Source organism: Mycolicibacterium litorale, assembly GCF_010731695.1.
Classification (GTDB): domain Bacteria; phylum Actinomycetota; class Actinomycetes; order Mycobacteriales; family Mycobacteriaceae; genus Mycobacterium; species Mycobacterium litorale.
The window spans coordinates 4475920-4488210 of record NZ_AP022586.1 but is presented as its reverse complement, the minus strand read 5'-3'; the positions used below and the strand labels follow the sequence as shown (position 1 = coordinate 4488210).

Sequence of the window (12291 nt, the reverse complement as noted above, 5' to 3'; positions counted from 1 at the left end):
CTTCGGGCCCCGTTCGGCAGCGGATCGTGGGCTCAACGAAGACAAGGAGGCCTCATGGGCCGGCAACAACACACCACTGATCCCGAGCGCACCACCGGCACCCCGTGGCGATGGCGGGTCATCGACATCGTCGTCGCGAGCGTGCTCTCGGTGGCCGCCGGTCTGGTCTTCGTCTTCTGGAACGTCGCGTCGAATCCGCTCACCGCGCCGCTGGAGGCGCTGGTGCCGGGCCTGCAGGCGCTGGCAGGCGGGGGTTGGCTGTTCGCCGGCGTGCTCGTGGCGCTGGTGATCCGCAAACCGGGTGCCGCCGTGTTCGGCGAGGTGGTCGCCGCGACCGTGTCCGCGCTCGTCGGGAACCAGTGGGGCGTACTGACCATCGAGTTCGGGCTCGTGCAGGGCCTCGCGGCCGAACTGGTCTTCGCGCTGTTCCTCTACCGCCGCTGGAACCTCCCGGTGGCCGTGCTCGCCGGGGCGGTCGCCGGCCTGGCGATGGGCGTCAACGAAGTCATCCTCTGGTACCCAGAGGCCACCACGGCGTTCAAGGCCATCTACACGGTCTCGGGCATTGCGTCGGGTGCCGTGATCGCCGGAGCCGGTTCGTGGTTCGCGGTCAAGGCGCTGGCGAAGACCGGAGCACTCAGCCGGTTCGAGTCGGGCCGGATGATGCTCAGCCGCCCAGCCCGATGAGTGCGCAGCGCCGGCCCGGCGGTGCGGACGTGACCGCCGAGGGCTGGGGCTGGCAACACGCCGGACAGCACAGCTGGGCGGTCCACGACCTGAGTCTGTCCATCGAATCCGGCCAACGGGTGTTGCTGCTCGGCCCCTCAGGGTCGGGCAAGTCCACCTTCCTGCACGGTCTGGCAGGCCTGCTCGACAGTGCCGAGGACGGCCGGCAGACAGGACGGCTGCTGGTCGACGGCGTGCGACCGGCCGACCAGCGCTCCCGGATCGGGATGGTGCTGCAGGATCCCGACTCCCAGGTCATCCTGTCCCGCGTCGGCGACGATGTCGCGTTCGGCATGGAGAACTTCCGCGTCCCCCGCGCGGCGATCTGGCCGCGTGTGCACGATGCGCTGCGCGCGGTCGGGCTGACCCTGCCGCTCACCCAGGACACCGCGCACCTGTCGGGCGGGCAGAAGCAACGCCTCGCCCTGGCCGGTGTGCTGGCGATGCACCCGGGTCTCATCCTGCTCGACGAGCCCACCGCCAACCTCGACCCCGACGGCGTCGCCGAGGTGCGCGACGCCGTCACCGCCGCGGCCGACCTGACCGGCGCCACGGTCGTCGTCGTCGAACACCGCACGAAGGTCTGGCTGCCGGTCATCGACCGGGTCATCGTCCTGGGTGAGAACGGCGGCATCGTCGCCGACGGCTCACCGGAACAGACGGTGCGGCGGGAGAGCGCACGACTGCTCGAGGCTGGCATCTGGGTGCCCGACGGTCCTGTCCCGGTCATCACCCGTACTCCTCCCGCGTGCGCCGAACCGCTGCTGACCGCCGGAGATCTGGCGGTCGGTTACCGTCCGGGTCCGGCCCTGCACGACGGGCTGGGCTTCGATCTGCGGCGCGGCCGAATCACCGCGGTCACCGGACCGAACGGCTCGGGCAAGTCAACCCTCGCGCTGACCGTCGGTGGACTGCTGCCACCACTCGGCGGCACCTTCGAAGCCGCGGCCGCCTTCGCCCCGTCGGCGAAGAACCGGCAACCGGTCCGCTGGCGCTCCAAGGAGCTCCTCACCCGGATCACGAGCGTCTTCCAGGACCCCGAACATCAGTTCCTGGCCGGTACCGTGCGCGACGAAATCACCCTCGGCCCAAGAGCACTCAAACGTGACCCGGTAGAGACGGCCGCACTGGGCGACGCCCTGCTCGAGCGGCTCCGTCTCGCCCACCTGGCCGACCAGAGCCCGTACACGCTCTCCGGCGGAGAGAAGCGCCGGCTGTCGGTGGCCACCGTGCTGATGACGCGGCCGGGTGTCATCGTCCTCGATGAACCGACGTTCGGTCAGGACCGCCGCACCTGGGCGGAGCTGATCCACCTGCTCGCCGAGATCGCCGACGACGGCACCGCGGTGGTCGCCGTCACCCACGACGCCGAATTCGTCGAACTCCTCGCCGACGACCGCATCGAGCTCCCGCTCGCCGCCGTCGGCTCACCGAGCACCGCACTATGAGCGTCGACGCCCGCCGTTCGGTGAACCCGGTCGCGCGGCTGCTGACCGCGGCGGTGATCGCCGTCGCGCTCGTATTGAGTGTCGACTGGGTTTCGGCTCTCACCGCGCTCGTGCTCGAGATACCGCTGTTCGTCGCGCTCGGGGTTCGGTTGCGGCCCTTCCTGATTCGGGGTGGTCTCATCACGGTCGCGGCCGGCCTGACCGCCCTCACCAACCTGCTCTACGGCGAGGTCGGCGGCACCGTGCACTGGCATTTCCTGCTGATCAACGTCAGTGACGGCTCCATCGCGCTGGCGCTGGCCATGTTCCTGCGTGTGCTGGCGATCGCCCTGCCGTCGGTGTTCCTGTTCCTCGACGTGCAGCCGACCGAACTGGCGGACGGGCTGGGTCAGATCCTGCGGCTGCCCTCGCGATTCGTCGTCGGCGCGCTGGCCGGAATGCGCCTCGTCGGGTTGCTGCGGGAGGACTGGCGGTACCTGGGCTACGCGCGCAGGGCGCGGGGCGTCGCCGACCACGCCCGGCTGCGGCGAGCGCTGGGTCAGGCGTTCGCCTTGCTGGTCTTCGCGCTGCGCCGCGGCTCCAAACTGGCAACCGCGATGGAAGCGCGGGGATTCGGCGCCTACCCCGGCCGCACATGGGCGCGTCCGTCCACCTTCGGTGCACCCGAATTCGCTCTCGTGGCGGCGGGCATCGCCATCGCCGTGGCGTCGGTCGCCGTCTCGGTCGTCTCCGGCGCGTGGAGCTTCATCGGGGGGTAGCCGACGATCGAGCGGGTGTGTATGTTGTGGACTCAACGAACTGAATACGCCGTTGAAGCGTTGTGGGAGAACCTCGAATTCGAGGCGCCGTAGGAGCAATCTCCTCCCCGGGAATCTCTCAGGCCCCAGTACCGCGACGCCGAGGCAACTCTGGAGACTAGACCGGTCGCACGACCGGTCTGACCGAAGGTGTACGACGCCGCTGCGGCGTCTCAGACTCTCAGGTTCCCGGACAGAGCGGGGAGGGCGCCAGCCCGGTGTGGTCCGGGCTCTCGAACCCTGGAGCTGCCCTCATGTCCCGATGTCCCGCACTCGTCGCCACGTTCACCGACCTCGCCGGGTGGACATCACCGTGACCACCACCGAGCTTCCCGTCGACCGTCTGTACAGCGCCGACCACGAGTGGGTGACCCTCACTTCCGCGGAGGTGCCCGTCGACCCCGTCCGAGTCGGTATCACCCGGGTGGCCGCCGAAGCACTCGGCGACCTGGTGTTCCTCGACCTGCCGGAGGTGGGCGCCGAGGTCACCGCCGGAGCGGCCTGCGGTGAGGTGGAGTCCACCAAGTCGGTGTCCGACCTGGTCGCCCCGGTGACCGGAACCATCACCGAGATCAACACCGCCGCGGTCGAGGACCCCGGCCTGGTGTCCGCCGACCCCTACGGCGCGGGATGGCTCTTCACGGTCGACGTGACCGCGGTCGGTCCGCTGCTGACCGCCGCGGAATACGCCGAAGCGAACGAAGCCTCGTCATGACCGTCAGCGTGTTCGACCTGTTCTCGATAGGCATCGGCCCGTCGAGTTCTCACACGGTCGGACCGATGCGCGCGGCCAATCAGTTCGTCGGCATGCTGCGGGACGGAGGCCGGCTGGGGGCACTCGCCGGCATGCGCGTCGACCTCTACGGGTCGCTGGCCGCCACCGGCGCGGGGCACGGCACGATGGCGGCCATCCTGCTGGGACTGGAGGGCTGCCGACCCGAGACGATTCCCACGCGGCACAAGGAATCGCGGGCCCGCGAGATCGAGCAGACCGGGGTCGTCAGAGTGGACGCGACCGTGCCCGTGCGGCTGCGCGAACGCGACATCGCCCTCCATCCCGCAACCGTGCTGCCCACGCACAGCAACGGGATGCGCTTCACCGCTCTCGACGCGCGCGGCGACGTGCTGGCCGCCGAGACCTACTTCTCCGTCGGCGGCGGGTTCGTCGTCACCGAGGGTTCGGCCCACGACGACCGCCACACCGCGCGACCGGTACCGCTGCCCTACGGCTCGGGTGCCGAACTGCTCGGCATCTGCGACCGCCTGGACATCCCGATCAGCGAGGTCGTGCTCCGCAACGAAACCTACAGCCGCACAAGGGGTGAGATCCGGTCCAGGTTGCTAGACATCCGCGACGTCATGGTGGAGTGTGAGCAGCGCAGCATCCGCCGCGACGGCCTGCTCCCGGGCGCGCTCGGGGTCCGGCGTCGCGCCAAGTCGTGGTACGAGCGCCTTCGCGCCGAGGACCCGGAACGCCGACCGGAATTCGCCGAGGACTGGGTCAATCTCGTTGCACTCGCGGTCAATGAGGAGAACGCGACCGGCGGACGCGTCGTCACCGCACCCACCAACGGCGCTGCCGGCATCGTGCCGGCCGTCATGCACTACGCGGTGCACTACACCCGGGCCGGCACGGAGAATCCGGACGACACAGCCGTCCGGTTCCTGCTGACCGCGGGCGCCATCGGGTCGCTGTTCAAGGAGCGCGCCTCGATCTCCGGCGCCGAGGTCGGCTGTCAGGGCGAGGTCGGCTCGGCGGCCGCGATGGCCGCCGCCGGGTTGGCCGAAGTGCTGGGCGGCACGCCCCATCAGGTGGAGAACGCCGCGGAGATCGCGATGGAACACAGCCTGGGGCTGACGTGTGACCCCATCGCGGGGCTGGTGCAGATCCCGTGCATCGAGCGCAATGCCATCTCGGCCGGCAAGGCGATCAACGCCGCGCGCATGGCGCTGCGCGGCGACGGGACCCACCGCGTGAGCCTGGACCAGGTCATCGAGACGATGCGCACCACGGGCGCCGACATGCACTCCCGGTACAAGGAGACCTCGACCGGGGGCCTCGCCGTCAACGTATCGGTGAACCTGGTCGAGTGCTGAATACCTAGAGGATTTACTTTACCAACCGGACGGTAAAGTAAATCGGGTGACCGCACGGGGGCGACCCTCATCTGTCGAGGCCATCTTCGTCGCGGCCCGCGCCCTGCTCGACGAGGGTGCCCCGATCTCGCTCGAATCCGTGGCCGACCGCACCGGCCTGACCAAACCCGGGTTGATGTACCACTTCCCCACCAAACAGGCCTTGATGGACGGGCTGGTCGACCATGTCGCGAGGTCGGCGGAACAGCAGCTGAGCCAGCGGCTCGACATCCCGATCGAGCAGGCGTCGGCCCGGCAGCGGCTGCGCGCCTATGTGCAGTGGGCGGTCGAGGGTCCGCACCAGCGCTCGGATCTGGTGATGTTCGGCGATCCACGGCTCGTCGACCAGATGACCCGACGGTGGACCGAGCACTTCTCCCGGTGGGTGCAGGTTCCCACCGACATGCCCCCGGCCGAACGCGCACGGCTCAACGCCGCACGCCTGGTCGCCGACGGCGCCTGGCTCGCGCAGGCCAGTGCCACGTTCGCGCTGAGCGACGCCGAACAACCCGACGTCCTGGCCGTCGCGCTGGACCTCATAGGAACGGACGATTCATGACTTGGCTGTACTTGATCGCGGCGATCGCCTGCGAAGTGGCCGCCACGCTGTCGCTCAAAGGGTCGGAGACCAGGCCCCTGCTCTACGCGATCGTCGGGTTCGGCTACGTCGGCGCCTTCGTGTTCCTGACCGTCGTCCTCAAACGCGGCCTGGGTCTCGGGGTGGCCTACGGGATCTGGGCCGCATCGGGCGTGGCCGCCACCGCGGTCCTGTCCACCGTGATCTTCGGCGAGGCGTTCACCGTCACGATGGGCATCGGACTGGCCTGCATCATCGTGGGGGTGCTGCTCATCGAAACGGGCTCGCCACGTCCTGACGATGCGCAGCGAAGCCTGCCCGAGAACGCGTGACGATGCAGTACCTGCTCCTGCTCTGCGCCATCGTCTGCGAAGTCCTCGGCACCCTGACCCTGCGGGTGGCCGCGAACGGACGGCCGCCGCTCTACGCGGTGGTGGCCGTGGGCTACGTGCTCGCGTTCGTCGCCCTGGCCGGTTCGCTCCGGCACGGCATGCCCCTCGGAGTGGCGTACGGCGTCTGGGCCGCGGCGGGCGTGGCCCTCACCGCAGCGGCGTCGCGGTTCCTGTTCGACGAGCCGCTGACGCGCAGGATGCTCACCGGCATCGCGTTCGTCATGGTTGGAGTGCTCCTCATGGAGATCGGCGCAGGTCACTGAAGCCAGGCGTCGGTGAAGGGCGGCCACGCCAGCGCGTTAGGGTGCTTGAGTCGGCCTCAGCGAACCAGCCGATAGAAGAGTTGAGCTATTCATGACCGCAGCAGCAGAAGCGTCCCCGCTCGAAGCCCGGGTGGGCCACTACTACCAGATGGACGGCACCTACCTCGTCGGCCGCGAGAAGGTCCGCGAGTACGCGCGTGCGGTGCAGGACTACCACCCCGCGCACTGGGACGTCGCCGCTGCACAGAAGTTGGGCTTCTCCGATGTGATCGCGCCGCTGACCTTCACCTCCGCGCCGGGCATGCAGTGCAATCGCCGCATGTTCGAAGAGATCGTCGTCGGTTACGACACCTACCTGCAGACCGAAGAGGTCTTCGAACAGCACCGCCCGATCGTGGCGGGCGACGAGCTGCTCATCGATGTCGAGCTGACGTCTGTGCGGCGCACCGCGGGCCGGGACTTCATCACCGTGACCAACACGTTCACCGACACCGACGGCGAGCGGGTGCACACGCTGCACACCACAGTCGTCGGTGTCACCGCCGAGGACATCGACGCGGGCGTGAAGACGGCCGTGCAGAACGCGATGATGCACGACATGAACATCCTCGACATCGGGGGTTCGGACGCCGACTACCGCAAGACGGTGCGTCCCGACGGTGAGATCCGCATTTCCGAGGGCGGCGCGACCCGCACACCGGGGACACCGTCCTTCGAGGATGTGAAGGTCGGCGACGAGCTGGCCGTGCGCCATGCCCGGCTGTCCCGCGGTGACCTCGTCAACTATGCGGGCGTGGCCGGTGACGCCAACCCGATCCACTGGGACGAGGACATCGCCAAGCTGGCCGGCCTGCCCGATGTGATCGCCCACGGCATGCTGACGATGGGTCTCGGCGCCGGATTCGCCTCCGCATGGACGGGCGACCCCGGGGCGGTGACCCGCTACGCCATCCGCCTGTCCCAACCGGCCATCGTGTCCGCCAAGGAGGGCGCCGACATCGAGTTCGGTGGGCGCGTGAAATCGCTGGACCCGCAGACCCGCTCGGGTGTCATCGTGGTCTCGGCGAAGTCAGGCGGCAGGAAGATCTTCGGCCTGGCGACGCTGAACGTCCGCTTCAGCTGACCGCCTGGTTGTTGCGGCTATGTCGACGAATACCCAGATGACCGGCAGGGTGGCCACGCTGCGCCGTTACCCGGTGAAGTCCATGCTGGGCGAGGTCCGCGCGACGCTCGACCTGACTCCGCTCGGGGTGGCGGGCGACCGGCGCTATGCGCTGATCGACGACGAGACCGGCAGGGTCGCCACCGCCAAGAACCCCCGCCTCTGGCGGCGGCTGCTGCAGTGTTCGGCGGCCACCGAGGCCAACGCTGTCGCGGTCACCCTGCCCGACGGGCGCATCCTGCCCGTCGCCGAGGTCGCCGAGCCGCTGTCCGACCTGCTCGGCCGGCGCGTGCACCTGGCCGACGAACGGTCCGCCGGGGCTGTTGTCGAGCGAAGCGATCCGCTCGACGTGCTGGCCCATGGCCTCGATGCCGAGATCGAGGCCGCGATCTTGGAGATCGCCCAGGGCACGCCCGGCGGCGCATTCGTCGACCACTCGGCGGTCCACCTGATCACCACCGCGACCCTGGACGCCGTGGGCCTCGAGCGCGACGAAGCGGTGCGCTATCGCCCCAACATCGTGATCGAGACGCCGGCCGACTGCCCGCCCTTCATCGAGAACGACTGGGTCGGCGTCACGATCCGCCTCGGCGACGTCGAGTTGCGCGGAACGATGCCCACACCGCGGTGCTCGGTCCCGACCCTGGAGCACGGCCCGATGCCGCGGTCTCCGCAGTCGGTTCGCTACGTGCTCGAGCACAACCGGGTGGAGGCACCGGGATTCGGTGTCCTGCCCTGCGCCGGTCTGTACGCCGAGGTGCTCACCGGCGGCGCGGTCAGTGAGGGCGACGAGGTTCGGGTCGGCTGAGCGCGCACACCGTGCCCGCGCGGTTCGCGATCACCGCACCAGGGTCGCGCCGCCGTCCAGGCGGATCTGCTGGCCGGTCATGAACCGTGACTCGTCGGCGAGGAGATACACTGCGGCATAAGCGGATTCCCACACGCTGCCGCGGCCCATCTTCAGCTTGACGACATCAGCGTAGGCCTCCTTGACCTCGCCGGCGTCGAGGCCGAACAGCGACTGCGAGTCGTGGTTGCCCAGCACGGAATCGATGGGCCCCAACATCAGCGTGTTGACCCGGACGCCGACTCCCGCGTACTGCACGGCGGTCAGTTCGGTGATCCGGTTGAGCCCGCACTTGCCCAGCGCGTAGGGCATGATGCCGATGTTCAGGCCGAGTTCGTTCTTCACACTCGCGATCGACGAGATGTTGACGATGCTGCCGTTGGTGTCGTCGCCGTTCTTCTCCATGCACTGCGCGGCAAAGAGATTGCAGTGATAGCAGCCGAGCATGTTGACGTTGATGCCGTAGTTGAAGTTCTCCACCGACATCGAGTTCGACTCGAAGTCGAACGGCGGATTGACCGCCACGCTGTACACCATGCCGTCCACACGGCCGCTGGTCTTCATCGTCTCGTCGAATATGCGTTGGCAGTCGGCCTCTTTGGAGACGTCGGCTTCGATGGCGTAGGCGCTGCCGCCCTCGGCGGTGATCATGTCGACGGTTTCGTTGGCGGCATCGAGGTTGCGGTCGACGGCCACCACCTGGGCGCCGTGACGCGCGGCGAGAATGCAGATGGCACGTCCGTTCCCCATGCCGGGGCCCGGTTGCTGGCCCCCGCCCACGACGACGACGACCTTGCCGGACAGGTCGAGCGCGTTGCGGTCCTTCTGATGGAAATCGATCGACATGTGTCTACCCTTCGCTGTCGTGGAAATGGATGGCCCGCTCCGGGCAGCCCTCTGCGGCCTCGAGAACGAAGGCCTCGTCGTCCGAGGGGATCTCAGACCGGATGGCCTCGGCGTAGCCACCGTCGGTGATGACGAACACCGAGGAGCACACCGCGGCGCAGACGCCGTGGCCGCGGCACGCATCGTCGTCGACGAAGACCCTCATTCGACGGCCACGTGCAGCGTGCTGAGCCCGCGCAGGATGTAGGTGGGCACGTAGTCGAAGTGCCGATCGTGGGCGGGGCCGTGTGCGTCGGCGTCGATCGTGACGTCGGCGGTCCGCTCGAGCAGTCGCTGGATGATCACCCGGCCCTCGGCGCGGGCGAGCGGCGCCCCGATGCAGCTGTGCACTCCCCGGCCGAATCCGATGTGGCGCCGGGCATTCGGGCGGTCGGGGTCGAAGACGTGGGGGTTGTCGAACTGGCGGGGGTCGCGATTGGCCGCACCGTAGTGCGCCATCAGCGTGGTGCCGGCGGGGATGTCGACGCCGCCGACCGTGGCCGCGGCCCGTGCCAGCCGGAAATCGCCCTTGATGGGGCTTTCGAACCGCAGCGCTTCCTCGATGAAGTTGGGGATGTCTGCGGGAGTCCTCCGCAGGCGGTCCTGGAGTGCGCGGTCCTCGGCGAGCACCTTGAGCGCCGAGGAGAGCAGCCGCACGGTGGTCTCCTGACCGGCCGAGAAGAGGTTGGCCGCGACGCGCACGACGTCGATGACCTCCGGCGTGGAACCGTCCGGGAACGTCGCGTGCGCCATCTCCGTCATGACGTCGCCGCCGGGCGTGACCCGCCGTGCGGCGATGTAGTCGGTGAAGCGCGCGTAGAGGTACTCCAGCGGAGTATGCGCCATGACGGTCTCGTCATCGGTACTGCCGAGGGAGTGGTTCCCGGTCAGCGCCTCGGTGAGGTCGGCGTGGTCGTCTTCGGGCACGCCCAGCAGGTCGGCGATCACCAACAGCGCGAAGGGGCCGGCGACCTCTCCGATGAACTCCCCGCCGCCGCGCATCACGAACGGTTCGAGCACGCGGTCGGCGAGCCGCCACATGAACTCCTCGTTCTCCTTGAGCCGCTTGGGGGTGATCAGACGCGACAGCAGCGACCGGTGTGCGGTGTGCACGGGCGGATCGAACGACGGGAGTTGGTCACCGAAGGGCAGGTCGCCACGGTGCGCGTCGATCAGCGCGCTGACCTCGTCGCCGTCGAGCCCCTCCAGGGGTACGGGGAAGCCCGGGATGGGCCCGGTCGTGGAGTTGCACGACGAGAACGTGTCGGGGTCGCCGACGACGGTCAGCACTTCGTCGTACCCGGTGACCACCATGACGCCGTGTACCGGTTCGCGAAACACCGGGCTCGCCTCGCGCATCCGGTCGAGGACCGGATACGGGTCGTCGATCAGCGCCTCGTTGTGGAAGAAGTCCAAGGTGTCCAGCAGGGTCACGGAAGCCCGCGGTGAGTCCTGAGTTGTCATCCTGGGGCTCCTTGAAGTCGCTGCGCCTGACCAATCGTACAGTTGTCTACTGACCAACCGTACAGGAGACGGCTGTACGGTTGGTCAGCTATGGTGAGCCTGTAAGACAGCCGACCGTGAGGCAGAGATGTGACCAGCCACTCCGTGGAGACCGGTGGCCCCACCCGGCAGCGGCTCATCGACGTCGCGATCGAGCTGTTCCAGCAGCACAGCGTCGCCGGTACGTCGTTGCAGATGATCTCCGACGAACTCGGATTGACGAAATCGGCGATATACCACCACTTCCGCACTCGCGACGAATTGTTGAGCGCCGTGATGGAACCGGTCATCGCCGAGGTCACCGCACTCGTCGAGGCGGCCGAGACACACCGCACCCCGCACGCACGCGCCGACCACATGCTGGTCGGATACGCGGGCCTCGCCGCACGAAACCGTGCGCTCATACCGCTGCTCACCGGCGACCCCGGCGTCGTCGAACTGTTGCGCACCAGACAGGAGTGGCGCGCACTGGTCGAGCGCCAGATGCGGCTGTTCGCCGACGTCGAACCGGGCTTGAGCGGCCAGGTGAAGGCCGCCCTGGTCATGTCGGGCATCGCGTCCGCCGCAGGCGTCGACTACGGCGATGTGGACGACGAGACGCTGCGCGACCAACTCGTCGCGGCGGGCCGCCGCACACTCGGATTGCGCGGCTCACGTGCCGGGCGCTGACGGAGCGGGCCGCCGATCCCGGCGGAGTGTGACGCCCGAGACGCTCGGGGCGTGGGTCATCAAGTGCAATCCGGGCAAGACGCCGGTGGATGCGATGCTGGCGGCGGGCGAGACCAAGCCGCACTGGTGCGTCGCCGACAACTATCGGTCGCGACTCATGGAGCCGGGCCACCGGGTGCTCTTCTGGGTCTCGGCACACCCCCGGCGGGGTTTCTGGGGTGCCGGGCGGATCACCGCGGAGGTGACGGAGGAGGGCGGGCAACTGCATGTGCCGGTTCACATCCCGTTGTTCGCCGAACCGCTCACGGCCGCCGTACTGTCCTCGATCGTGGGCCTGCGCTCGATGGAGGTCTTCCGATCACCCCAGCAGTCGAACCCCTCGTGGGTGAGCGTGGCAGAACTGGCACTCCTCGACGCGCTGCTGCCGCCGGGAATGTCTGAGCGCTGAAGCGGTTGGACACACGCATGAGCGAAGCAGAACTGAGCCCCACCGACTGGGTCCGCGAACAGACCGAACGCATCCTGGCCCAGGGCACCACCCAGGGCGTCGAGGTGTTCGACCGGCCGGTCGTCCTGTTCACCACGACGGGCGCGCAGTCGGGCAAGAAGCGGTACGTGCCGCTGATGCGGGTGGAGGAGAACGGCCGGTACGCCATGGTGGCGTCCAAGGGCGGCGACCCCAAGCATCCGAGCTGGTACTTCAACGTCAAGGCGAATCCGGCGGTGACGGTGCAGGACGGCGACAAGGTCTTCGAGGGCACCGCGCGGGAGATCGAGGGTGACGAGCGCGAACACTGGTGGGCGCTGGCGGTCGCCGCCTACCCCCCGTACGCCGAGTACCAGACGAAGACGGCTCGACAGATCCCAGTGTTCATCGTCGAGTAGG

16 protein-coding genes and 1 riboswitch are annotated in these 12291 nt (G+C 68.6%); of the genes, 13 read left to right on the top strand and 3 right to left on the bottom strand.

Translation table 11 applies throughout. The features are described from left to right. Positions 1–54: 54 nt before the first annotated feature. The 10 genes from G6N30_RS21365 to G6N30_RS21320 all read left to right on the top strand — a co-directional run bounded on the left by G6N30_RS21365 (position 55) and on the right by G6N30_RS21320 (position 8309). On the top strand, positions 55–687 hold the full coding sequence (locus G6N30_RS21365) for an ECF transporter S component (protein ID WP_134059037.1): 633 nt from the start codon (positions 55–57) through the stop codon (positions 685–687). After that, the gene (locus G6N30_RS21360; RefSeq protein ID WP_134059034.1) at positions 684–2174 is read left to right on the top strand and encodes an ABC transporter ATP-binding protein; all 1491 of its coding nucleotides are present in this window, start codon (positions 684–686) and stop codon (positions 2172–2174) included. The genes G6N30_RS21365 and G6N30_RS21360 overlap by 4 nt, the downstream gene beginning before the upstream one ends. Beyond that, entirely contained in the window at positions 2171–2932 is a 762-nt protein-coding gene (locus G6N30_RS21355) for an energy-coupling factor transporter transmembrane component T family protein (RefSeq protein WP_134059032.1), read from the top strand. The genes G6N30_RS21360 and G6N30_RS21355 overlap by 4 nt, the downstream gene beginning before the upstream one ends. Positions 2933–2985: 53 nt before the next feature. Further along, a riboswitch (glycine riboswitch) is annotated at positions 2986–3076 on the top strand. A 208-nt stretch (positions 3077–3284) separates the two neighbouring features. Continuing rightward, positions 3285–3686 (top strand): glycine cleavage system protein GcvH, encoded by a 402-nt coding sequence (gene gcvH / locus G6N30_RS21350; protein WP_134059029.1) that lies wholly within the window; start codon positions 3285–3287, stop codon positions 3684–3686. Next, positions 3683–5068, top strand: a complete 1386-nt coding sequence (locus G6N30_RS21345; protein WP_134059026.1) for an L-serine ammonia-lyase — start codon at positions 3683–3685, stop codon at positions 5066–5068. The genes gcvH and G6N30_RS21345 overlap by 4 nt, the downstream gene beginning before the upstream one ends. Positions 5069–5114: 46 nt before the next feature. After that, a complete protein-coding gene (locus G6N30_RS21340) occupies positions 5115–5666 on the top strand; it encodes a TetR/AcrR family transcriptional regulator (RefSeq protein WP_134059022.1) in 552 nt (183 codons plus the stop codon). Next, a complete protein-coding gene (locus tag G6N30_RS21335; RefSeq protein WP_134059018.1) occupies positions 5663–6016 on the top strand; it encodes a DMT family transporter in 354 nt (117 codons plus the stop codon). Before G6N30_RS21340 ends, G6N30_RS21335 begins: the two co-directional genes overlap by 4 nt. Positions 6017–6018: 2 nt before the next feature. Then, a complete protein-coding gene (locus tag G6N30_RS21330) occupies positions 6019–6339 on the top strand; it encodes a DMT family transporter (protein WP_134059332.1) in 321 nt (106 codons plus the stop codon). Between the two features lie 91 nt (positions 6340–6430). Beyond that, complete coding sequence (locus tag G6N30_RS21325) at positions 6431–7462, top strand: fused (3R)-hydroxyacyl-ACP dehydratase subunits HadA/HadB (RefSeq protein WP_134059015.1); 1032 nt, start codon at positions 6431–6433, stop codon at positions 7460–7462. Between the two features lie 37 nt (positions 7463–7499). After that, positions 7500–8309, top strand: coding sequence for an MOSC domain-containing protein (locus tag G6N30_RS21320; RefSeq protein ID WP_234880294.1), 810 nt, complete (start codon positions 7500–7502; stop codon positions 8307–8309). A gap of 30 nt (positions 8310–8339) precedes the next feature. On the opposite strand, the gene G6N30_RS21315 is transcribed toward G6N30_RS21320, so the two are convergent. The 3 genes from G6N30_RS21315 to G6N30_RS21305 are packed head-to-tail and all read right to left on the bottom strand — an operon-like array spanning position 8340 to position 10697. Then, positions 8340–9194 carry an SDR family NAD(P)-dependent oxidoreductase gene (locus tag G6N30_RS21315; RefSeq protein ID WP_134059009.1) on the bottom strand — a complete coding sequence of 285 codons (855 nt, stop codon included), beginning with the start codon at positions 9192–9194 and terminating at the stop codon, positions 8340–8342. Positions 9195–9198: 4 nt separating this feature from the next. Beyond that, on the bottom strand, positions 9199–9399 hold the full coding sequence (locus G6N30_RS21310; protein ID WP_134059006.1) for a ferredoxin: 201 nt from the start codon (positions 9397–9399) through the stop codon (positions 9199–9201). Beyond that, positions 9396–10697, bottom strand: a complete 1302-nt coding sequence (locus G6N30_RS21305; RefSeq protein ID WP_197906155.1) for a cytochrome P450 — start codon at positions 10695–10697, stop codon at positions 9396–9398. Before G6N30_RS21305 ends, G6N30_RS21310 begins: the two co-directional genes overlap by 4 nt. Positions 10698–10826: 129 nt before the next feature. Here G6N30_RS21305 and G6N30_RS21300 point away from each other — a divergent pair, with 129 nt between their 5' ends. Genes G6N30_RS21300 through G6N30_RS21290 form a run of 3 tightly spaced genes read left to right on the top strand, consistent with a single transcriptional unit; the run spans position 10827 to position 12290 of the window. Next, positions 10827–11405: a TetR/AcrR family transcriptional regulator gene (locus G6N30_RS21300; RefSeq protein WP_134059003.1), complete on the top strand. Its 579-nt coding sequence runs from the start codon at positions 10827–10829 to the stop codon at positions 11403–11405. A gap of 28 nt (positions 11406–11433) precedes the next feature. After that, complete coding sequence (locus tag G6N30_RS21295; RefSeq protein ID WP_234880293.1) at positions 11434–11853, top strand: EVE domain-containing protein; 420 nt, start codon at positions 11434–11436, stop codon at positions 11851–11853. A 17-nt stretch (positions 11854–11870) separates the two neighbouring features. Continuing rightward, positions 11871–12290 carry a nitroreductase family deazaflavin-dependent oxidoreductase gene (locus tag G6N30_RS21290; RefSeq protein WP_134058997.1) on the top strand — a complete coding sequence of 140 codons (420 nt, stop codon included), beginning with the start codon at positions 11871–11873 and terminating at the stop codon, positions 12288–12290. Position 12291 lies beyond the last annotated feature (1 nt).

Bases quoted from the DNA above. Each gene is read 5' to 3' on its own strand.
- G6N30_RS21365 (WP_134059037.1), top strand. From the start codon at position 55: ATGGGCCGGCAACAACACACCACTGATCCCGAGCGCACCACCGGCACC.
- G6N30_RS21315 (WP_134059009.1), bottom strand. From the start codon at position 9,194: ATGTCGATCGATTTCCATCAGAAGGACCGCAACGCGCTCGACCTGTCC.
- G6N30_RS21360 (WP_134059034.1), top strand. From the start codon at position 684: ATGAGTGCGCAGCGCCGGCCCGGCGGTGCGGACGTGACCGCCGAGGGC.
- G6N30_RS21305 (WP_197906155.1), bottom strand. From the start codon at position 10,697: ATGACAACTCAGGACTCACCGCGGGCTTCCGTGACCCTGCTGGACACC.
- G6N30_RS21290 (WP_134058997.1), top strand. From the start codon at position 11,871: ATGAGCGAAGCAGAACTGAGCCCCACCGACTGGGTCCGCGAACAGACC.
- G6N30_RS21325 (WP_134059015.1), top strand. From the start codon at position 6,431: ATGACCGCAGCAGCAGAAGCGTCCCCGCTCGAAGCCCGGGTGGGCCAC.
- G6N30_RS21355 (WP_134059032.1), top strand. From the start codon at position 2,171: ATGAGCGTCGACGCCCGCCGTTCGGTGAACCCGGTCGCGCGGCTGCTG.
- G6N30_RS21320 (WP_234880294.1), top strand. From the start codon at position 7,500: ATGACCGGCAGGGTGGCCACGCTGCGCCGTTACCCGGTGAAGTCCATG.
- G6N30_RS21345 (WP_134059026.1), top strand. From the start codon at position 3,683: ATGACCGTCAGCGTGTTCGACCTGTTCTCGATAGGCATCGGCCCGTCG.
- G6N30_RS21330 (WP_134059332.1), top strand. From the start codon at position 6,019: ATGCAGTACCTGCTCCTGCTCTGCGCCATCGTCTGCGAAGTCCTCGGC.
- G6N30_RS21310 (WP_134059006.1), bottom strand. From the start codon at position 9,399: ATGAGGGTCTTCGTCGACGACGATGCGTGCCGCGGCCACGGCGTCTGC.
- G6N30_RS21335 (WP_134059018.1), top strand. From the start codon at position 5,663: ATGACTTGGCTGTACTTGATCGCGGCGATCGCCTGCGAAGTGGCCGCC.